The sequence below is a fragment of the Streptomyces pacificus genome, assembly GCF_011766325.1.
GTDB classification, from domain to species: Bacteria; Actinomycetota; Actinomycetes; order Streptomycetales; family Streptomycetaceae; genus Streptomyces; species Streptomyces pacificus.
The window spans coordinates 393,024-412,883 of record NZ_BLLG01000004.1 but is presented as its reverse complement, the minus strand read 5'-3'; the positions used below and the strand labels follow the sequence as shown (position 1 = coordinate 412,883).

The window sequence follows — 19,860 nt, the reverse complement described above, 5'->3', positions numbered from 1 at the left end:
TACGGGGCCCCTCCCGTGTCAGGCCGAGTGGTCGGCCGCCAACTCCACGAGCCCGGCCCACGCCCGGGGGCTCACGCTGAGCACGGGCCCGCCCAGCTGCTTGGAGTCCCGGACGTGCACGGTGCCGGGGGTGGCGGCCACCTCGACGCACTGGCCGCCCTCGGCACCGCTGTAGCTGCTCGTGCGCCAGGCGACCTCGACGCACTCGCCGCCTTCGGCACCGCTGTAGCTGCTCTTGCGCCAGGCGACCTCGACGCACTGGCCACCCTCGCCGCTGCTGTAGCTGCTCTTGAACCACGCCAGGGCCGACAGAGGAGGCTCGGGCAACTTCTCGTTCATCTCTCTCCCAGCAGTTTCTCGAAGAAGGTCAGGGACTCGCGCGGCGTCAGGGCCTGCGCCCGCAGAATGCCGTACTGGGCTTCCATCTCCCTGACCGTCTCGCGATCGGTGTAGAGGCGGCTGTCCTTCTGCACCTCTACGTAGGCGATCCTGCGCCCCTTCGCCGTCTCCATCAAGGTGAAAGGGCCCGCCAATCCACTGTGCTCCTCACGCTCGTTGGGCATGACCTGGATCTCCACATTCCTCCGCTGGCCGTGTAGCAGAAGTTGTTCCAGCTGGCCCCGCATGCCCTCTCGACCTCCGATGGGCCGTGTCAGTACCGACTCCTCGATGACGAAGCTGAGTGTTGGCAGCCTTCGGCGCGAGAAGATCGCTTGGCGTCCCAACCGCGCCGACACCCGATGCTCGATGGTGTCCTCGTCCAGCAACGGACGCCGCATCCGGAACACCGCTCGCGCGTACTCCTCTGTCTGTAGCAAGCCATTGATCACGTGAGTGTCGTAGACGTGCAACTCCACCGCCTCCGCCTCCAACCGCGCCATGTCCCGGAAGAAGGCCGGATACTGCGCCCGCGCCACCTCATCCTTCAGCGCCTTGAGCACACCACCCGCGTCCAGTACCTCGTCGGCCCGGTCGATGAACCTCGGCGGCGGGATGCGCCGCCCCTGCTCGAACGAGGCGATCGACTGAGCCGCGTATCCCACCAGCTTCCCGAACTCCGGCCGCCCCAACCCGGCCCGGGTCCGGAAGAGCTTCAACTGCCGCCCGAACGCCGTGACCACACCCTGCCCGGGCTCGTCCTCCGGTCGCTTTCCCGCCGGTTCCGCCGCCCCGGGCGGTTCCATCGCCGGCACTCGTTCCACCGGTTCCACCACGTCCACCGGCTCCCGTCCGCCCGCCGCGTCATCTTGCCGCACCGCCGCCACCCTTCCGCGCACGTACACCGCACCGCCCGGCCGCGTACAAGCGGAACGCGACGGCGCGTCACCCATGGTCACGCTACGCCACCACGACCCACCGTGGAGCCATGACGAACAACCCCGCCCACCCCACGACCCCCACCCACCTCATGCAGCCCACTCCCCCCACCCAACCCACCGTGCCCGCACACCACTTCGAGATGCGTTTCACCTCCACACCCCGGGGCGCCCGGCTCGCCCGCCGGTTGTGTGCGGAGCGGCTGCACGCCTGGGGGATCCCGTACGGCACCGAGGAGCATGACGCCGTGGTGCTCCTGGTGGCCGAACTCAGCGCGAACGCCGCGCACCACGGCCGGGTGCCGGGCCGGGACTTCCTCGTACGGCTCACCGTGTCCGCAGGGCCGCTCTCCACCGTGCGGATCGAGGTGGCCGACACCCGGGGCGAGCGGCTCCCGGAACCCGCGCGGCGGCTTCCCGGGGCCGACCGTACCGACGGGCGCGGTCTGCTCCTCGTCGCCGCCCTCGCCGACCGGTGGGGGTGGGGTCCACGGCCCGGCGAGGCGCCGGGAAAGGTCGTGTGGGCCGAGTACGACAGGCGGAACCACGCCGCACAGACGGTTCTCGGCCAGATGTGACGTACCTCGTACGCCTCCCTGGACGGAAGATCGTGACCCCACCACACTGGTCCGACACGTGGGGCCGGCCGACACCAGCCCGGGTGCCACGTCGGCGACAGCAACACCACGGGGCAGGGGCACGGTGCCGCAGCGGATCATCGACGGACGTTACGAACTCCTGGAGGAGCTGAGTCACGGCGGCATGGGCGACGTCTGGCGCGGCTACGACTCCGTGCTGGACCGGCCCGTGGCGGTGAAGCTCATCCGGTCGCAGGCCGTCACCTCGCCGCAGATGGCGGACGAGCTCGCCAGGCGGTTCCGGCGCGAGGCCCGGATCACGGCCCGCATCCGGCACCCCGGGGTGCCGCAGGTCTACGACGCCGTCCTCGACGACGCCCATGAGCACCTGTTCCTCGTCATGGAGCTGGTCGACGGCGTCCGGCTGTCCGCCTACGTGGACCCGGTCCGGCCGCTGCCGGTCGGCTGGGCCGTGTCGGTGGCCGCGCAGGTGGCCACCGTGCTGTCGCACGCCCACGAGGTGCCCGTGATCCACCGGGACCTCAAGCCGGGGAACGTCCTCGTCGCCCGCGACGGGACCGTGAAGGTGCTGGACTTCGGCATCGCGGCCATCCTGCGCGCCGACGCCACCAAGCTGACCGCGACCGGGAGCCCGGTCGGCACCTCCCAGTACATGGCGCCCGAGCAGGTCCGCGGCGGGCGCGTCACCCCGCGGACGGACCTGTACGCGCTGGGCTGCGTCCTGCACGAACTGCTCGCCGGGCGCGCCCTGTTCCAGGCGGACAGCGAACTCGCCCTCATGTACCGGCACGTCAACGAGGCCCCCACCCCGCTGCGGCGGCTGCGCCCCGAGGTCCCGGCCGCGCTGGAGGAACTCGTCCTGCACCTGCTCGCCAAGGCCCCCGAGGCGCGGCCCGCCGACGTCCAGGAGGTGTACGAGCGGCTGCGGCCCCTCCTCCCGCGGGCCGGTGAGGAACCGCCGCCCGGCGAGACGGGCCCGGCCGGCGCCCCGGACCCGACCGGGCTGTTCCGCCACCCGTACGCACCCCGCTCCCGGCCCCGGCCGGCGGCCGCCCCGGCGCCCCCGGGGGAGCGGGCCCCCGGGCCCGTGCCCGTACCGGACGAGATCCGGGCGGACATCAAGGACGCCTACGCCCACTCCGACGCCCTCCTCGAAGAGGAGCGGTTCACCCAGGCCGCGGAGGTGCTCAGCGCGGCCATCGAGCCCGCCGCCCGCGCGCTGGGCACCGAGAACCGGCAGGTGCTGGAACTGCGCACGCAGCGGGCGGCGATCCGGCTGCTCGGCGGCGACTACCGCGCCGCCCTGCCCGAGTTCACGGCGCTCGCCGACGCATACGCACGGGTCTCGGGGCCCACGGGCGAGCAGGCCCGCGCCTGCCGTGCCCAGGCCGCCCGCTGCCGCGCCGAACTCGGCCAGGTGACGGAGGCGCTCACGGCGCTCGAAGCGGTACTGGCCGTCGTCCGGTCCGTGGACGGCGACGTCAGCGAGGAAGCCGTCGAACTCCGCCGTGACATCGGCATGCTGCTGCTCGCCCAGGGCCGGGCCGCCGACGCCGCGGTCGTCCTCGAACCGCTGCACGCCGACCTCGACGTCGTCTACGGCCCCGCGGACGAGCTGACCGCCGAGGTCGCCGAGGCCCTGGCGCTGATACGGCTGGATCCCGACGGCCGGGGCGCCTGAACGGGCCGGACTCGTGAGCCGGTCACCGCCTCGCGTCCGCAGCGGACGGTGGCTCGCGGCCGCCGCGGCTCCCACCGTGCGTCAGTTCTTCGCGGGCGCACCGCAGCACTTCTTGTACTTGCGGCCCGAGTCGCACCAGCACGGGCCGTTGCGCGCCGGCGGCCACAACAGGACACGCTCAGGGTGTCCCGTCAGGGCATACCACTCGCCGAAGGAACGCCGGGTCTCCGCCGCGTCCTTGTCACGGCCCTGCCGGTCCGTGTACGCCTCGAACTCGGTGAGGGTGGCGCTGACCATCCGGACACGGGCAGCGCCGGCCTCGCTGTAGGCGCGGGCCTCACGCTGCAGCCGCTCGGCGTAGGTGTCGTAGTCGTCGCCGTAGTGGGCGGTCGACTCCAGCCAGCGGGCGCGGACGGCGGCGAAGTCCTCGCGGACCCAGCGCAGCACGATTCCGTCGAACGCCTCCCCGTCCTCGGGCACGTCCACCGACGGTCCCTGCGACAGCGCACCCCGCAGTCCCTCCCGGAACTCCGCGAAGGAGGCGTTCGCCTCCGCCTCTGCGGCGAGGTCGTCCTCGTCAAGCTCGATCCCCAACTCGCCGCGCAGGAAGCCGCGGTCGATGAGCAGCATATGCCGGTACTCGGCGGCCTGAAGGCCGTCGTCGTTTGCGGTGATACGGTCCAGGCCCGCCTGGCACCACTCAAGTGCCCGCTCGTACCGCCCTGCCTCGGTCAGCGCCTCGACCATGTCGTCGATGACCCGCAGCCGCGCCTCCCCGGTGTGTTCGGCGTCGAGGTGAGCCCGTAGGTCCTCCTGGGTGTGCTCGGCCTCCGTCGCGCGGCCCAGCGCGTACAACTGGTCGACGATGCCGACGTGGGCGTCGAGGCGGTACTCGCCATCGCAGGCGGCGGCGCGCCGGAACAGAGACAGAGCCCCCTCGGCCTCGCCGTTTCGGACCGTGAGCCATCCGGCGTCCACCAGTGCCCGTGGTTCCTCCGGATCACCGGCGTGCTCATCCGCCCAGCGCTCGCACATGGCGGCGGACGGCTCTCCGCGCTGGGTGCCAAGAAAGGTCCCGTAGGCGGTTGTTGGGGCATCAGAGGCAGCGAGTTCGGTCACGGGAAAACCCTACCGATAAGCAATGCGTCCCGGTGCGTGCGGAGCCCTCGCGAGGCATCACCCGTGGAACGCGCGCCCGCATTGTCCGGGGCCCGCCCCGTCACAGACGGCTGCACGGCGGCCCCCGCCGGTATCAGGGGTGGGGGGCGACGGGGAGGGTTCGGTGAGCATGAGCATGCGCGGGTGTTCCGTGACACGCTCCGGAAGGCGCCTGCCGATCAGTTGGCCCGGCTGACCGAACCCGGCGCGGCTTCGGTGGCCGCCGCCGACAACGCGGCTCTGCGGGACGCCCTGCCGCTGTTGGACGTGGACCCGTCCCGTCTGCCGGAGGACTTGCAGCGTCGGCCTCGCGGGGGAAGTGACCCTGCGGGTGACGATCCCGGGGCACATGGTTGACGCACGGTGGCCGTCACCCGAGAGAGGGACCTGGGGAACAGGAAATCGGGCATCACCACCGAAGTGCTGATGCCCGACCGCGGCACTCGCGGGGAACGAAACGTCGAAACCGGCAGCACCGTTCCCGTCCTCCGGGTGCCCCCGACAGGCTTCGAACCTGCGCACACGACTCCGGATTGATTGTCTGGTTGTCCCCCTCTATGGCCTCTGACCTGCGGTGGAGCCACGCAAGGGATAGTCGGCAACGCAGAGTGTGTCGGAGGCGTGTCGCGCGCACTGGAGCGCGAAAGCTCGCTGGCGCCCGGAGACGCCCGTGCCCTGGCCGGACCGGCCAGGGCACGGGCGTCAGAAGGGTGTCTAGGTCAAGGCTCGCAGTGCCGCTACCGACGCCACCAGGCCTTCTCGCTCCAGTGAATCGATCACGTCCGCGACCACTGCGTTCGGCGGGCTTTCCCAGGAGTCCGCTATCTGCGTAAGCACTCCGTACACCAGCCGGGGGGAGAGGTCGACCTGAGCCTCGATGAAGGCGTCTGGATGGACGGCCTGTACATCCCACACGGACAGCTTGTCGGTGGGGAAGTCCTTCAGGTTGGATGTGACGATCACCTGCGCTTTCGCCTTGATGGCAGCGGCCAGGACGTGCCGGTCGTCGGGATCCGGCAGTTCGAGTATGTCGATCAGCGGTTCGTGCCCCTTGACCAGCACATCCCGGATCGCCCCTGACATCAGCTCCCGCGTACGATCTAATTTCTTCGGATCAAGGTCAGGCCGATTCTTCCTCAGATTGCGGAAGGTCTCATCGAGGATCTGGTCCGTCCACTTCGCCTGTACAAGCCCTGCCTGCGCTACGCGGATGAGTACGTCACGCAAGGTGCTCGGATACAGGACGTTGGCGTCGTAGACGGCGACGAAAGCCATGGCCTAGATCATTCCCATCTCCTGGCCGAGCTGGGTGAGCTCATCAGCCACGCCTCGGCGACGGTGGTCGTCCCTGCGCTGGTACTCCATCAGAGACGACGCGGTGATTCTGCGGTGCGAGCCAACGGTCCGGAACTCGATCTCTCCGGCATCCAAGAGGCCGATGAGGAAAGGTCGGGACACGTTGAGTATGTCGGCTGCTTGCTGAGTGGTGAGCTCGGCGTCTGACGGAACGATGGACACGGCCCGGCCGGCGCCAAGATGCGCCAGGAGCGACGCGAGGAGCTCTACAGCCTCGCGAGGGAGAGCCAAGGGCTCACGATCGCCTTCATCTTGAACGATGACAGTGATCTGGGAAGCCTCCTGGTGCTCTGCCAGGTAGGCCCGGACCCGGGTGAGGGCTTGGTGTGCAGTCTTCTGCTTGTCGTCCGGGAGTTTCACCGGACGAATATCGATCTTGGTCATCCGTGCGCCCCTGGTAGCCGTGGGTGGGCGCCAATAGCCCGCCGTCGTCGGCGCGAGGGTGGGCTGGCGTGACGGTTGCAGGCCCCGTCGTTTGTCGTCGGCGCGACGCACGGGGCCTACGGCCGTCATGGTGGCGGTGGTGGTGGTTCTGGTCTTGGTGGTCAGTGCTGCCTACCTATCGAAGTATCCGCAATATTCGAAACATTCGCAACAGATCCTAGGGGTGATTTGCGGCGGTCGGCGCTGTCTATCCCTCTGACCTGCGGCGAAGCCAGACCGGGGGTGTGCGGCGACACAGAGTGCGGCGGAGGCGTGTCGCGAGGGCCGCTGGTGTAGGCGGGGAGATCGGAAGTCGCCTCCGGCTCCTACACCCATTGCGAGGTCGGCTACGCCGACGGGCTGCAACACCCCGAGCGTGGGGTGTTACAGCCCGTCCTTGACCGGACACCCCTCACACCCCGGACAGCTTCTGTCGGGGCTGTCCGGGGTTTTTGTGCAGGTGAGAGTCTTATCCGGACGGTCGGACAGGTGGGACACGTCCCGCGAGGCGCCGACGGGCCTCGGGCGTACCGTGCAACAAGTTCAGTGCGAGGCGCAGGCTGGCGTCTGATGCGGAACGCCTGATTGGTGGTGCACTCCGCGAGAGGGCGTACCCCGCGGACTTCGAGCGGCTCCGGGCCTCCCTCGGCCTCGGGGAGGATGCAAGTTGCCCGATCTCGTGACGCAGGCCCCGAAGGTCGCGCAGGGTGCCGACGGTGAACGACCGACCCCTCTCTGACAGCCTCGGGTGAGACGACGTGCAGAGGGTGAACAGGCGCGGCATGGAATGGCTGTCCGCGGCGGCGGAAGACCCGGCGCTGTGCCGACAGGCTTGGGCGGACGATCCTCGGATGCCGTGCCTGCTCGCGACGGGCTGCTCCTTCGACGTGGTGAGCGTCGAACAGCGCCTCGGCTTGGAGATGTTCGACCGGCTCACCCGCAGTAGCCTCCCGTTCGGTCCGTCGCTCGTCGACCGCAAGGCGCAACGCGTCGGCTTCTTCCTCGGCTCGCAGAGCCGCGACGCCTTCACGCACTACCTCGAACGCGAAACCCCTTCACCTCCGCCGTACCGGTACCTCGGCCACGGCTCCGCGGTCGTAGTGCCCGGCCCCATCCCGCTCTCCGGCGACCGCTACCAGTGGCTTCGCACGCCGATTCGCCGGCCGGAGGCCAACCCGCTGCGGCCGGTCGCCCTGGCGACCGCACTGGTGGCATCTGCGGAGCTCCTCGCGAGGATCGACCGCTTCGGCGAGCAGTACCCGACGCCGTACGCGGCGGTCGCTGCACTTCCCGAGGAGACGACCACGGATGCAGGGTGAGCCGACGAGCGGGCACGACTCCGCCACGTGGTCGCCCCTGGACAGCGACGGGTGGTACGCGGCTCGAAGCGCGACCACCGCACTACGTGACGCCCTCGTGCGCGCGGGGCTGGAGAAGGACTTCCCCTATCTACGCGCAGATCTGAACGCCTTTGGATACGGCCTCGTCGAGCTGGGCCGAGTGTCCCCCGATACGGCCGAACGCCTCGCATCCCTCCTGCGCTTGGCGCTGATGAGACGAATGAGAGAGGGCGGGAGTCAGTGAGACTGACTCCCGCCCTCTTCTGTCGGCATCCGCACTGGTCAGAGCATGATTCTTGCTGGCTGACTGGCGAGTGCCCCCGGCAGGATTCGAACCTGCGCACACGGCTCCGGAGGCCGTTGCTCTATCCCCTGAGCTACGGGGGCGTCCGCCGCTCTCGGCGGCGACGGGTAGAACCCTACCAGCTCCGATGGGGTGCCCGTGAACAGGTATTTCCAGCCCGTGACCAAGGAGCCGCCCGGGCGGTTCGGGCCGGCCACCCGGTCCTTCCCGCTCCGGCGGAGCGGCTGCCCGGCCCCGCACCCGTGCGGCCGTTTCCCACCGGAGGTCCGGCCGCGTGTGCCATGTGTGCCGGTCTGCCCGGTCCCCCGTCCCGGCCGCCGCGCGCCGTCTTCTGGCGCCCTCTCGCGGACTGGCCCCGCGGCCCGTGCCCTTGTCGTGCCGCGGCCCCTCTCCGGGCCACTTGCGCCGGCTGCCACCGAGTCGCACTCCCGCCGTCCGCGTCTCACTTCAGGTCCGGGCCCCGCGCCTCCTCGCACGACCGGGACCCGGAACGCCCCGGAACGCCCCGGAACACCCGGAACGCCCGGAACACTCGCGGCACTCCCAGCCCCTCCGGCACTCCCAGCCCCTCCGGCACTTCCGGCGCCGAACGTGGCGGAGCCAGTGCTGCCGCCGCCCGTTCCGCGGCCGCCGTTTCACCCTCATGCCCGCCCGCGCCGCGTCTTCTCGCGCCCCTCGCGCACCCCGGACGGGTCAGAAGTGGAGAAAAGCCGGACGCGGGCGCGTTCGCGGACCTACTCTCGAGTTGTGTCAGGTGTGTCCGGCCGGGTGCTCGTCGTCGACGACAACAGGGTCATTCGGCAGCTGATCAGGGTCAACCTCGAGCTGGAGGGCTTCGAGGTCGTGACCGCGGCCGATGGTGCCGAGTGCCTGAAGGTCGTCCACGAGGTGCGCCCGGACGTGATCACGCTCGATGTCGTGATGCCCCGGCTCGACGGCCTGCGGACCGCCGCACGGCTTCGGTCGGACGCGAGGACGGGGCGCGTGCCCATAGCGATCATCAGCGCCTGCACCCGGCACGAGGTCGACACGGGCGTCGCCGCGGGCGTCGACGCCTTTCTCGCCAAGCCCTTCGAGCCCGCCGAACTGGTGAGGCTCGTCCGGCGGCTCGTATACGGGGAGGACCCGCCGTCCATGGACGGCAGGCACGGCGCCGGGAGGGCGGAGAGCACCCGGGGCTGACCGCATGGCGAAACCGGTTCGCGATCACACCCCCCACCTCCCCTACGCTTGTCCCGTGACCCCCGCAGACCTCTCCCGTACCGTGCTGGGCGCCGTGCGCCGCGCGGTCGAGGAGGGCGCCCTGCAGGCACCCGTGCCCGAGCGGATCACGGTCGAGCGCCCCCGCCCCGGAGGCCGCGGGGACTACGCCACCAATGTCGCGCTGCGGCTCGCCGGGCCCGCCGGACGGCGGCCGCGTGACGTCGCCGAGGCGATCAGGGCCCGCATCACGGGCAGTCCCGGCATCGCCCGTGTGGAGATCACCGGTCCCGGATTCCTGAACTTCACCCTCGGCGCGGACCCGGCCGCCGGGCTCGTCCGCGCGATCGGCGAGGAGGGACGGCAGTACGGCCACGGTGGCGCCCTCCGCGGTGTCCGCGTCCGCTTCGCGCCCGCCGGCGAGCTGCGTGCCCGGGTGATCACCGACACCGTCGTGCGGCTGCTGGAGGCCCAGGGCGCCACGGCCGCCGTCGAGCCCGACGGGGGGGAGCGGATCACCGCCCTGCCGGCACCTGACGAGGCGGTGTTCGAGCGCGCCGGCCGTGACGCCGCACTCTGGGCGCTGCTCAGGCCCGCCGCCCACGACCAGCCCCTGCCGGTCGGCGCCCTCCTTGTGCAGAAGGAGCCGAACGCGCTCTTCCGGGTCCGGTACGCGCACTCCCGCAGCCGGGCCCTGCTGCGTGCGGCCGACCGGCTCGGGATCGCCGCCTCGTACCAGGGGGCCGCCGGGGCCCTGTGCGGTGCTGACGGGGGTTCCCTCGCCGCGCTCCTCGCCGCGCTCGCCGACCACCCCGCCGTCCTGGAGTCCGCCGCCCGGCTGCGCGCCCCCGACCGCCTCGCCCGCCACCTCGAAGCGACCGCCGACGCCCTGCTCGGCTTCCAGCACACCGCGCTGCCCGTCGGTGACGAGAAACCCTCGGCCGCCCACCGCTCCCGGCTGGCCCTCGCCGAAGCCGCCGGGACGGTGCTGGCCGGCGGCCTGGCCCTGCTCGGCATCAGCGCACCCGAACACCTGTAGATGTGAGAGAAGAATGAGCCGTTCCGCACACCCCGCCGGGCCCCGCTACGCCGATGTCCTCCCCGAGGGCCGCTCCTCGACGGGTACCGCCCCGCCCGCCGACCTCAACGCGCTCGACGGGAAGGTCTGGTCGCGCACCGTGCACCGCGCCCCCGGCGGCGCCGTCACCGTCGGCGGTATCGAGGTCACCCGGCTCGCGGAGGAGTTCGGCACCCCCGCCTACTTCCTCGACGAGGCGGACTTCCGCGCCCGCTGCCGCGCCTGGGCCGACGCCTTCGGCAGGGACGCCGACGTGTTCTACGCGGGCAAGGCGTTCCTCTCCCGCGCACTCGTGCGCTGGCTCGACGAGGAGGGGCTCAACCTCGACGTCTGCTCCGGCGGCGAGCTGGCCACGGCGCTGGACGCCGGGATGCCCGCCGAGCGCATCGCGTTCCACGGCAACAACAAGTCCGTCGAGGAGATCGAGCGGGCCGTCGCCGCCGGGGTCGGGCGCATCGTCCTCGACTCGTTCCAGGAGATCGTCCGCGTCGCGCACATCGCGCAGTCGCTCGGCAGGCGCCAGCGCGTTCTGATCCGCGTCACGGTCGGGGTCGAGGCGCACACCCACGAGTTCATCGCCACCGCCCACGAGGACCAGAAGTTCGGCCTCGCGCTCGCCGGCGGCCAGGCGGCGGAGGCGGTCCGGCGCGCCCTGCGGCTCGACGGGCTCGAACTCGCCGGCATCCACTCGCACATCGGCTCCCAGATCTTCGACACCTCCGGGTTCGAGGTGGCCGCCCATCGGGTGGTGGGGCTGCTGAAGGAGGTCAGGGACGAGCACGGCGTCGAGCTCTCCGAGATCGACCTGGGCGGCGGCCTCGGTATCGCCTACACCTCCGCCGACGACCCCCGGGAACCGCACGAGATCGCCAAGGCGCTCAGCGAGATCGTCGGCCGCGAGTGCGAGGCGGCCGGCCTGCGCACGCCCCGCATCTCCGTCGAGCCCGGCCGCGCGATCGTCGGACCGACCGCCTTCACCTTGTACGAGGTGGGCACGATCAAGCCGCTCGACGGGCTGCGGACGTACGTCAGCGTCGACGGCGGCATGTCCGACAACATCCGCACCGCGCTGTACGACGCCGAGTACAGCGTGGCGCTCGTCTCGCGCGCCAGCGACGCCGAGCCGATGCTGGTCCGCGTCGTCGGCAAGCACTGCGAGAGCGGCGACATCGTCGTACGGGACGCCTTCCTGCCCGCCGACCTGGCGCCGGGAGACCTGGTCGCGGTGCCGGCGACCGGTGCGTACTGCCGCTCCATGGCCAGCAACTACAACCACGCGCTGCGCCCGCCCGTCGTCGCCGTGCGCGACGGCGGGGCCAAGGTGATCGTCCGGCGTGAGACGGAGGATGACCTCCTGCGTCTGGATGTCGGCTAATGAAATATATGTCTCAGAATCCGGACGGGGCGCGGAAAGCCCCGTGCGGTGGGTGAGACTGGTTCGCACCCTGCTTGATGTAAGGAATCGAGGTCGGATGATGCGTACGCGTCCGCTGAAGGTGGCGCTGCTGGGCTGTGGAGTGGTCGGCTCAGAGGTGGCGCGCATCATGACGACGCACGCCGGCGACCTCGCCGCACGGATCGGCGCCCCGGTGGAACTCGCCGGTGTCGCCGTCCGCCGCCCTTCCAAGGTCCGCGAGGGGGTCCCGCGGGAGCTCGTCACCACCGACGCCAAGGCGCTCGTCTCGCGCGGCGACGTCGATGTGGTCGTCGAGGTCATCGGCGGTATCGAACCCGCCCGCACGCTGATCACCACCGCGTTCGAGCACGGGGCATCGGTCGTCTCGGCGAACAAGGCGCTGCTCGCCGAGGACGGCGCCACGCTGTACGCCGCCGCCGGGAAACACGGCCGCGACCTCTACTTCGAGGCCGCAGTGGCCGGTGCGATCCCGCTGATCAGGCCGCTGCGGGAGTCCCTGGCCGGCGACAAGGTCAACCGGGTCCTCGGCATCGTCAACGGCACGACCAACTTCATCCTCGACAAGATGGACACCTCCGGCGCGGGCTACTCCGAGGCGCTGGACGAGGCCACCGCGCTCGGGTACGCCGAGGCGGACCCGACCGCCGACGTGGAGGCCTTCGACGCCGCGGCCAAGGCGGCGATCCTCGCCGGCATCGCCTTCCACACCCGGGTGCGCCTCGACGACGTGTACCGCGAGGGCATGACCGAGGTCACCGCCGCCGACTTCGCCTCCGCCAAGCAGATGGGCTGCACCATCAAGCTGCTCGCGATCTGCGAGCGGGCGGCCGACGGCAGGTCGGTCACGGCCCGGGTGCACCCGGCGATGATTCCGCTCAGCCACCCGCTGGCGTCCGTGCGCGAGGCGTACAACGCGGTGTTCGTCGAGGCGGAGGCGGCCGGCCGGCTGATGTTCTACGGTCCCGGTGCCGGTGGTGCGCCGACCGCATCCGCCGTCCTGGGCGACCTGGTCGCGGTCTGCCGGAACAAACTCGCCGAGGCGACGGGGCCCGGCGAGTCCGTCTACACGCGGCTGCCCGTGAGCCCCATGGGCGAGGTCGTGACGCGCTACCACATCAGCCTCGACGTGGCCGACAAACCGGGCGTGCTCGCCCAGGTGGCGACGGTCTTCGCCGAGCACGGCGTCTCGATCGACACGGTGCGCCAGACGGGCAAGGACGGCGAGGCATCGCTCGTCGTCGTCACCCACCGCGCGCCCGACGCCGCCCTCTCGGGGACCGTCGAGGCGCTGCGCACGATGGACACCGTGCGCGGTGTCGCCAGCATCATGCGGGTTGAAGGAGAGTAGGGACCCATGAGCACTCGCACCCACCAGTGGCGCGGCATCATCGAGGAGTACCGCGACCGGCTCCCGGTGACCGACACCACGCCGGTCGTCACACTCGGCGAGGGCGGTACGCCGCTCGTCGCCGCGCAGTCCCTCTCCGAGGCCACGGGGTGTGACGTGTATCTCAAGGTCGAGGGTGCCAACCCGACCGGGTCGTTCAAGGACCGCGGGATGACCATGGCGATAACCCGTGCCAGGGAGGAGGGCGCGAAGGCCGTCATCTGCGCCTCCACCGGCAACACCTCCGCCTCCGCCGCGGCCTACGCCGGCCGCGCGGGGATGGTGTCCGCAGTGCTGATCCCGCAGGGCAAGATCGCGATGGGCAAACTGGGTCAGGCGCTGGTGCACGGGGCGAAGATCCTTCAGGTGGACGGGAACTTCGACGACTGCCTGGTGCTGGCCCGCGGCCTGTCCGAGAACTACCCCGTGGCACTGGTCAATTCGGTGAACCCGGTCCGGATCGAGGGCCAGAAGACCGCAGCCTTCGAGGTCGTCGACGCCCTCGGCGACGCGCCGGACGTCCATGTGCTGCCCGTGGGCAACGCCGGCAACATCACGGCGTACTGGAAGGGTTACCGGGAGTACGCGGCGGACGGAGTGTCCACCCGCACCCCGCGTATGTGGGGCTTCCAGGCGTCCGGCTCGGCGCCCATCGTGCGCGGTGAGGTGGTCAAGGACCCGTCGACAATCGCGACCGCCATCCGGATCGGCAACCCGGCGTCCTGGGAGCTCGCGGTGGCGGCCAAGGACGAGTCGGGCGGCTCCATCGACGAAGTGACCGACCGTCAGATTCTGCGTGCCTACAAACTGCTGGCCTCGCGCGAGGGTGTCTTCGTGGAGCCGGCCTCGGCCGCATCGGTGGCCGGCCTGCTCAAGGCCGCCGAGGCGGGCAGGGTCGACCCCGGCCAGCGGATCGTCTGCACGGTCACGGGCAACGGCCTCAAGGACCCCGACTGGGCGGTCGCCGGAGCACCGCAGCCGCTCACGGTCCCGGTGGACGCGGCAGCGGCGGCGGAGCAACTCGGACTCGGCTGAGACGTTGCGGCTGGGGTGTCCCCGCCGTGCGGTGCGCCGGTTGCGCCGACTGCGCCCGGCGGGCCGTGAGCCGTGCGGTGCGCCGGTTGCGCCTGACGGGCCTCACTCGGCACGGGCGCCGGTCGTGCGGGGCCGGCGATATCACGCCGCGCCGCGTGTGCGCCCACCCGTCCGCCGATGCCGTGCGCCTGCGCGGGCCGACCGTACGGGCCGCGCAAGTCGCGGCTGGGGCGTCCGTTGCCGGCCCGGCCGGGCCTCTCCGCGCGGGCGTGGCGCGCGGAGGCCAGGCGGCTCCGGGGGTGCCGTGGCGCCGGGCCTCTCCGTGCGGGCATGGCGCGCGGAGCGCGGACCGCTGTCCCGGGCGTGCCGCGGGGGCCCCCGGGGCGGGACTGCGTGCCGGACGCGCCGCGGGGGCACGCAGAGGGTGCGACACGCATCGTGCGCCTCCCGTGCGCCCTGTGTCGCGGGACAGCCTTCCTTGGATAGGCTGTACGCAACCCCGCCGCCGCGTTTGCCGCGGTCGTCGCCGTCTTCGGCCCCTGGGTCTTTCCGTGTTCCGTGTTCCCGTCTTCCTTCCCGTGTTCCTGTGTTCCTGTATTCCGCTTCGCATCATCAGCACGTCTATCAGAGCCGATCAGAGCCGACTAGAGTCGATCAAACCCGATCGCAGAGGTCTTCGGGACCCTAGGGATCGCCGAGATCGCCCGAATCAACGAGATCGCCCGAATCGTCGAGGTCATGGAGATCACGAGATCGGCGCCGATCGCCAGTGGTCGGAAGCGATCGAGAACCGAACTGAACTGAACTGAACCAATGAGGAGAGTCGTCGACCGATGGCAGGTCCCGCGTTCCGCGCCGCCGCCGTCCGAGTGCGCGTGCCCGCCACCAGCGCCAACCTCGGACCGGGCTTCGACGCCTTCGGCCTGTCGTTGGGCCTGTACGACGACGTCGTGGTCCGCGTCGCGGACTCCGGGCTGCACATCGACATCGCCGGTGAGGGCGCCGAGACGCTGCCGCGCGACGAGAGCCATCTGCTCCTGCGCTCGCTGCGCACGGCCTTCGACCTGCTCGGCGGGCAGCCCCGAGGCCTCGAGGTCGTCTGCGCGAACCGTATCCCGCACGGCCGGGGGCTCGGCTCCTCGTCGGCCGCCATCTGCGCCGGCATCGTGGCGGCCACCGCGGTGACCATAGGGGGCGACGTCCGGCTCGACGACGCGGCACTGCTGGAACTCGCCACCGAGATCGAGGGCCACCCGGACAACGTGGCAGCCTGCCTCCTCGGCGGCTTCACCCTCGCGTGGACCGACGCGGGAGCGGCCCGTGCGATCAGGATGGACCCGTCCGAATCCATCGTTCCGGTGGTTTTCGTACCGAGCAGGCCGGTTCTCACCGAGACCGCCCGCGGGCTGCTCCCGCGGACCGTTCCCCATGTGGACGCCGCCGTCAACGCGGGACGTGCGGCGCTGCTCGTCGAGGCCCTCGCCAGGCGCCCCGAGCTGCTGCTTCCCGCCACCGAGGACCGTCTCCACCAGGAGTACCGGGCACCGGCGATGCCGCAGAGCGTCGACCTGGTGAGCCGGCTGCGCGCCGACGGGGTCCCCGCGGTCATCTCCGGTGCGGGCCCCACCGTGCTCGCACTGGCCGAGGACGCTACGGCCGACAAGGTCGCCCGGCTCGCGGGCGAGGGCTGGGCGGCCAACAGGCTCGCGCTCGACGCCGCGGGAGCGTGTGTCCTCCCGCTGGCTCCGTAGCCCGACACGGGATTGCCGGTGACAGAGAGGGGGAATGTTTGTTGGAGCCGGTAGTGTTAACCTCAAGTACGCAGCCCCACAATCTTGTGGCGCGGTGCTTTGTGTCCCTTTCCGGGACCACCACTCTTCCGGGAGCCTCCCCAACTGCCTGAGCAGCCTGCCTGAGCAGTTTCGAGCACGCTCCGGAACCGGCACGACACCCCTCGCTTCTCCCGAAGAGAGGGTTGAGCAGGGGGAACTCGAGCCGGACCCTGCACGTACATCTTTCCGCCGTACCCCGGCGGACCACCGCCCCGGCTCCGGTCCGCGATCAGAGAGATCGAAGACCGCGCCGGACAGCACAACCGGTCGCCGAGCCAGAAGGCCGACGTCCGCTCCAGGGAAGGACCCTTCGTGAGCGACACCACCGATCTGATGGGCGTGACTGCCGACAGCAGTGTCGACACCGCCGCGCCCGCCGCAGGTGCTGCCACTGGCACCACCTCCCGGCGCCGCCGTTCCGGCACCGGCCTCGAGGGCATGGTCCTGGCCGAGCTCCAGCAGGTCGCTTCGGGCCTCGGGATCAGGGGCACCGCGCGGATGCGCAAGAGCCAGCTGATCGAGGTCATCAAGGAGGCGCAGGCCGCCGGAGGAGCCCCGGCCAAGGGCGCCGAGACGGGCGGCGGCGCAGCCGCGGCGAAGCCGAAGCGCCGCGCCACCTCCAAGGCCCGTACGGGTGAGGAGGGCGCCGCCGCAGAGCCGAAGGCCGAGTCCCCCGCCGCCCAGCAGCAGATCGACATCCCGGGCCAGCCGGCCAGCGACGACGCCCCGGCGGGCGAGCGTCGCCGCCGCCGGGCCACCGCCCCCGCGGGCAGCCCGGAGGCCGACGCGGCCAAGGCCGAGCCGAGGGGGGACGTGAAGACCGAGGTCCGGGCCGAGACCAGGACCGAGGGGCAGCCGGAGGCCAAGGCCGAGGCCGCCACCGAGACCGCCGAGGGCCGCCGTGGGGACGGTCGGCGTGACCGGGGAGACCGCGGTGAGCGCGGTGAGCGCGGCGACGGCCGGCGCGAGGGCCGCCGCGACCGCCGCGGCGGCAAGGGCGACGACCAGCAGGGCGGCGGCCAGCGCCAACAGCAGCAGGGCGGCCAGCAGCGGCAGGGCGGCGGCCCGCAGGACGACTTCGACGACGAGCAGGGCGGCCGGCGCGGGCGCCGAGGCCGCTACCGCGACCGCCGAGGCCGCCGCGGCCGCGAGGAGTTCGGCGGCGAGCCGCAGCTCGCCGAGGACGATGTGCTGATCCCCGTCGCGGGCATCCTCGACATCCTGGACAACTACGCGTTCATCCGGACCTCCGGCTACCTGCCCGGCCCCAACGACGTGTACGTGTCCCTCGCCCAGGTCCGCAAGAACGGCCTGCGCAAGGGCGACCACGTCACCGGCGCGGTCCGGCAGCCCAAGGAGGGCGAGCGCCGCGAGAAGTTCAACGCGCTGGTCCGCCTGGACTCCGTCAACGGCATGGCGCCCGAATCCGGTCGCGGGCGCCCGGAGTTCAACAAGCTGACCCCGCTCTATCCGCAGGACCGGCTCCGCCTGGAGACCGACCCGGGCGTGCTGACCACGCGGATCATCGACCTCGTGTCGCCGATCGGCAAGGGCCAGCGCGGTCTGATCGTGGCCCCGCCGAAGACCGGCAAGACCATGATCATGCAGGCGGTCGCCAACGCGATCACCCACAACAACCCCGAGTGCCACCTGATGGTCGTCCTCGTCGACGAGCGGCCGGAAGAAGTCACCGACATGCAGCGGTCGGTCAAGGGCGAGGTCATCTCCTCGACCTTCGACCGCCCCGCCGAGGACCACACCACGGTCGCCGAACTGGCCATCGAGCGGGCCAAGCGCCTGGTCGAGCTGGGTCACGACGTGGTCGTCCTGCTGGACTCCATCACCCGGCTGGGCCGTGCGTACAACCTGGCGGCCCCGGCCTCCGGCCGCATCCTGTCCGGCGGTGTCGACTCGACCGCGCTCTACCCGCCGAAGCGCTTCTTCGGCGCCGCGCGCAACATCGAGGACGGCGGCTCGCTGACCATCCTGGCCACCGCGCTGGTCGACACCGGCTCGCGCATGGACGAGGTGATCTTCGAGGAGTTCAAGGGCACCGGCAACATGGAGCTCAAGCTCGACCGGAAGCTCGCCGACAAGCGCATCTTCCCCGCGGTGGACGTCGACGCGTCCGGCACCCGCAAGGAGGAGATCCTGCTCAGCGGCGAGGAACTCGCCATCGTCTGGAAGTTGCGCCGGGTGCTGCACGCGCTCGACCAGCAGCAGGCGATCGAGCTGCTGCTCGACAAGATGAAGCAGACCAAGTCGAACGCCGAGTTCCTGCTGCAGATCCAGAAGAATACGCCCGCACCGGGCAACGGCGACTGACGCCGCGTCAGTGGCACACCGGGCCGCTCCGCCACCTCCGAGGTGGCGGAGCGGTTTCCGTCTGTCCCGGGAGGCTCCCCGGAGGGCCCGTGCGCACCGCATCCCACCCCGTGCGCACGGCCCCTTTCTCATCCGCTTCTCACCGTCCTCACAGCTGCCCGTGCAACCCTTCTCGCTCCCCGCCGGTCGCACAGACGGCGTAACAAAGCTTGACAGCTTGGACAAACCGCGCCTGAAGAGCGCGGCCGGGGGTATCGGGACCTACGAGGACTTGGGGGAGCCGGATGGCGGAACAGGGCAAGGGCCGAATACGCGGAACGGGCCGGCGCCGCCGGCCGGCCACCCCGCGGCGCCGGGCCGCGACGCTCGCCTCGTGGGCCACGGCGGCACTGGTGCTCCTCGGAGGGTCGGGCCTCGGCTGGGTCTACCTCAAGCTCGACGGCAACATCCAGGGCGTCGACATCAGCGGCCAGCTCGGCAGCGACCGCCCGGACGACGTGGACAACGGCTCCATGGACATCCTCGTCCTGGGCTCCGACTCCCGGGCCGGCGCCAACGGCGAGTACGGCGCGGACGAGGGCGGCGCCCGCTCCGACACGGCGATGATCGTGCACCTATACGAGGGGCGCCGAGAGGCCGCCGTCGTCTCCGTGCCCCGCGACACCCTCGTCGACCGGCCCCCGTGCACCGACAGCCGAGGCGACAGCGTCCCCGGCGAGCAACGCGCCATGTTCAACACGGCCTACGAGGTCGGCGGACCGGCCTGCGCGGTGAAGACCGTCGAGCAGATCTCCGGTATCCGGATGGACCACTACCTGGAGGTCGACTTCACCGGCTTCAAGCAGCTCGTGGACGAACTCGGCGGCGTGGAGATCACCACGACCGAGGCGATCAGCGACTCCGACAGCCACCTGGAGCTCCCGCCGGGCACGCACACGCTCAGCGGCGAGCAGGCCCTCGGCCTGGTGCGCACCCGCAAGGCCGTCGGCAACGGCAGCGACCTCGGCCGGATCCAGCTCCAGCAGGCCTTCGTCAAGGCACTGATACAGCAGGTCAAGGACGTGGGAGTGCTCAGCGACCCGAAGAAGCTGTACGACCTCGCCGACACCGCCACCAGCGCGATCACACCCGACTCCGACCTCGGCTCGGTCCAGGACCTCATCGGCTTCGCGAACGGCCTCAAGGGCCTCGACGCGGACGACGTCCGGATGATCACCCTGCCGGTGGAGTACGACGAACAGGACCCCAACCGCGTCGTACCCCTGGAGCAGCAGAGCGGGCAGGTGTGGGCGGCGCTGCGCGCCGACCTGCCCATACCCGCCTCCGCGACCGAGGGCACCGCCGACGGGGAGGCCGCGGGCATCGTGGAGTAGGCCCTGCCGCCCTGCCGCTCTCCCGAGGCCGCCCCG

General features: G+C 71.2%; 17 protein-coding genes and 1 tRNA gene. 12 read left to right on the top strand and 6 right to left on the bottom strand.

Going from position 1 to position 19,860, the window contains the following annotated elements; translation table 11 throughout:
- Window positions 1–18: 18 nt before the first annotated feature.
- Together SCWH03_RS09240 and SCWH03_RS09235 are read right to left on the bottom strand one after the other, a co-directional pair.
- Entirely contained in the window at window positions 19–339 is a 321-nt protein-coding gene (locus SCWH03_RS09240) for a DUF397 domain-containing protein (RefSeq protein WP_173263670.1), read from the bottom strand.
- Entirely contained in the window at window positions 336–1,184 is an 849-nt protein-coding gene (locus SCWH03_RS09235; RefSeq protein ID WP_173263782.1) for a helix-turn-helix domain-containing protein, read from the bottom strand. Before SCWH03_RS09235 ends, SCWH03_RS09240 begins: the two co-directional genes overlap by 4 nt.
- A gap of 182 nt (window positions 1,185–1,366) precedes the next feature.
- Here SCWH03_RS09235 and SCWH03_RS09230 point away from each other — a divergent pair, with 182 nt between their 5' ends.
- Window positions 1,367–1,894 carry an ATP-binding protein gene (locus tag SCWH03_RS09230; protein ID WP_173263669.1) on the top strand — a complete coding sequence of 176 codons (528 nt, stop codon included), beginning with the start codon at window positions 1,367–1,369 and terminating at the stop codon, window positions 1,892–1,894.
- Between the two features lie 124 nt (window positions 1,895–2,018).
- On the top strand, window positions 2,019–3,596 hold the full coding sequence (locus SCWH03_RS09225) for a serine/threonine-protein kinase (protein WP_173263668.1): 1,578 nt from the start codon (window positions 2,019–2,021) through the stop codon (window positions 3,594–3,596).
- Between the two features lie 81 nt (window positions 3,597–3,677).
- Here SCWH03_RS09225 and SCWH03_RS28555 read toward each other — a convergent pair whose 3' ends face one another.
- From SCWH03_RS28555 to SCWH03_RS09210, 3 genes are all read right to left on the bottom strand, one after another.
- Window positions 3,678–4,715, bottom strand: coding sequence for an SEC-C metal-binding domain-containing protein (locus SCWH03_RS28555; RefSeq protein WP_216854728.1), 1,038 nt, complete (start codon window positions 4,713–4,715; stop codon window positions 3,678–3,680).
- 753 nt (window positions 4,716–5,468) lie between these two features.
- Window positions 5,469–6,029: a PIN domain-containing protein gene (locus tag SCWH03_RS09215; protein ID WP_173263667.1), complete on the bottom strand. Its 561-nt coding sequence runs from the start codon at window positions 6,027–6,029 to the stop codon at window positions 5,469–5,471.
- Between the two features lie 3 nt (window positions 6,030–6,032).
- Window positions 6,033–6,494, bottom strand: a complete 462-nt coding sequence (locus tag SCWH03_RS09210; protein ID WP_173263666.1) for a helix-turn-helix domain-containing protein — start codon at window positions 6,492–6,494, stop codon at window positions 6,033–6,035.
- Between the two features lie 797 nt (window positions 6,495–7,291).
- Between SCWH03_RS09210 and SCWH03_RS09205 the strand changes: the two genes are divergently transcribed.
- Both SCWH03_RS09205 and SCWH03_RS28865 read left to right on the top strand, forming a co-directional pair.
- On the top strand, window positions 7,292–7,852 hold the full coding sequence (locus SCWH03_RS09205; protein ID WP_254076631.1) for a bifunctional DNA primase/polymerase: 561 nt from the start codon (window positions 7,292–7,294) through the stop codon (window positions 7,850–7,852).
- Window positions 7,842–8,117 (top strand): hypothetical protein, encoded by a 276-nt coding sequence (locus SCWH03_RS28865; protein WP_254076630.1) that lies wholly within the window; start codon window positions 7,842–7,844, stop codon window positions 8,115–8,117. Before SCWH03_RS09205 ends, SCWH03_RS28865 begins: the two co-directional genes overlap by 11 nt.
- A 71-nt stretch (window positions 8,118–8,188) precedes the next feature.
- Here the strand turns inward: SCWH03_RS28865 and SCWH03_RS09200 are convergent.
- A tRNA-Arg gene (locus SCWH03_RS09200) sits at window positions 8,189–8,260 on the bottom strand.
- 673 nt (window positions 8,261–8,933) lie between these two features.
- On the opposite strand from SCWH03_RS09200, the gene SCWH03_RS09195 reads away from it, so the two are divergent.
- From SCWH03_RS09195 to SCWH03_RS09160, 8 genes are all read left to right on the top strand, one after another.
- Window positions 8,934–9,359 carry a response regulator gene (locus tag SCWH03_RS09195; RefSeq protein WP_254076650.1) on the top strand — a complete coding sequence of 142 codons (426 nt, stop codon included), beginning with the start codon at window positions 8,934–8,936 and terminating at the stop codon, window positions 9,357–9,359.
- Window positions 9,360–9,414: 55 nt separating this feature from the next.
- Window positions 9,415–10,416, top strand: coding sequence for an ArgS-related anticodon-binding protein NrtL (gene nrtL, locus SCWH03_RS09190; protein WP_173263663.1), 1,002 nt, complete (start codon window positions 9,415–9,417; stop codon window positions 10,414–10,416).
- Window positions 10,417–10,429: 13 nt separating this feature from the next.
- Entirely contained in the window at window positions 10,430–11,830 is a 1,401-nt protein-coding gene (lysA, locus tag SCWH03_RS09185) for a diaminopimelate decarboxylase (RefSeq protein WP_173263662.1), read from the top strand.
- A 97-nt stretch (window positions 11,831–11,927) separates the two neighbouring features.
- A complete protein-coding gene (locus SCWH03_RS09180) occupies window positions 11,928–13,220 on the top strand; it encodes a homoserine dehydrogenase (RefSeq protein WP_173263661.1) in 1,293 nt (430 codons plus the stop codon).
- 6 nt (window positions 13,221–13,226) lie between these two features.
- A complete protein-coding gene (thrC, locus tag SCWH03_RS09175) occupies window positions 13,227–14,294 on the top strand; it encodes a threonine synthase (protein ID WP_173263660.1) in 1,068 nt (355 codons plus the stop codon).
- An 833-nt stretch (window positions 14,295–15,127) separates the two neighbouring features.
- Window positions 15,128–16,045, top strand: a complete 918-nt coding sequence (gene thrB, locus SCWH03_RS09170) for a homoserine kinase (RefSeq protein ID WP_173263659.1) — start codon at window positions 15,128–15,130, stop codon at window positions 16,043–16,045.
- A gap of 393 nt (window positions 16,046–16,438) precedes the next feature.
- Window positions 16,439–18,451, top strand: a complete 2,013-nt coding sequence (rho, locus tag SCWH03_RS09165) for a transcription termination factor Rho (RefSeq protein WP_173263658.1) — start codon at window positions 16,439–16,441, stop codon at window positions 18,449–18,451.
- Between the two features lie 284 nt (window positions 18,452–18,735).
- Window positions 18,736–19,824, top strand: coding sequence for an LCP family protein (locus SCWH03_RS09160; protein WP_173263657.1), 1,089 nt, complete (start codon window positions 18,736–18,738; stop codon window positions 19,822–19,824).
- The last annotated feature ends 36 nt before the right edge of the window (window positions 19,825–19,860 follow it).

Coding starts and splice junctions, on each gene's coding strand:
- SCWH03_RS09240 (WP_173263670.1), bottom strand. CDS start 339: ATGAACGAGAAGTTGCCCGAGCCTCCTCTGTCGGCCCTGGCGTGGTTC.
- SCWH03_RS09235 (WP_173263782.1), bottom strand. CDS start 1,184: ATGGAACCGCCCGGGGCGGCGGAACCGGCGGGAAAGCGACCGGAGGAC.
- SCWH03_RS09230 (WP_173263669.1), top strand. CDS start 1,367: ATGACGAACAACCCCGCCCACCCCACGACCCCCACCCACCTCATGCAG.
- SCWH03_RS09215 (WP_173263667.1), bottom strand. CDS start 6,029: ATGGCTTTCGTCGCCGTCTACGACGCCAACGTCCTGTATCCGAGCACC.
- SCWH03_RS09210 (WP_173263666.1), bottom strand. CDS start 6,494: ATGACCAAGATCGATATTCGTCCGGTGAAACTCCCGGACGACAAGCAG.
- SCWH03_RS28865 (WP_254076630.1), top strand. CDS start 7,842: ATGCAGGGTGAGCCGACGAGCGGGCACGACTCCGCCACGTGGTCGCCC.
- lysA (WP_173263662.1), top strand. CDS start 10,430: ATGAGCCGTTCCGCACACCCCGCCGGGCCCCGCTACGCCGATGTCCTC.
- SCWH03_RS09180 (WP_173263661.1), top strand. CDS start 11,928: ATGATGCGTACGCGTCCGCTGAAGGTGGCGCTGCTGGGCTGTGGAGTG.
- thrC (WP_173263660.1), top strand. CDS start 13,227: ATGAGCACTCGCACCCACCAGTGGCGCGGCATCATCGAGGAGTACCGC.
- thrB (WP_173263659.1), top strand. CDS start 15,128: ATGGCAGGTCCCGCGTTCCGCGCCGCCGCCGTCCGAGTGCGCGTGCCC.
- SCWH03_RS09160 (WP_173263657.1), top strand. CDS start 18,736: ATGGCGGAACAGGGCAAGGGCCGAATACGCGGAACGGGCCGGCGCCGC.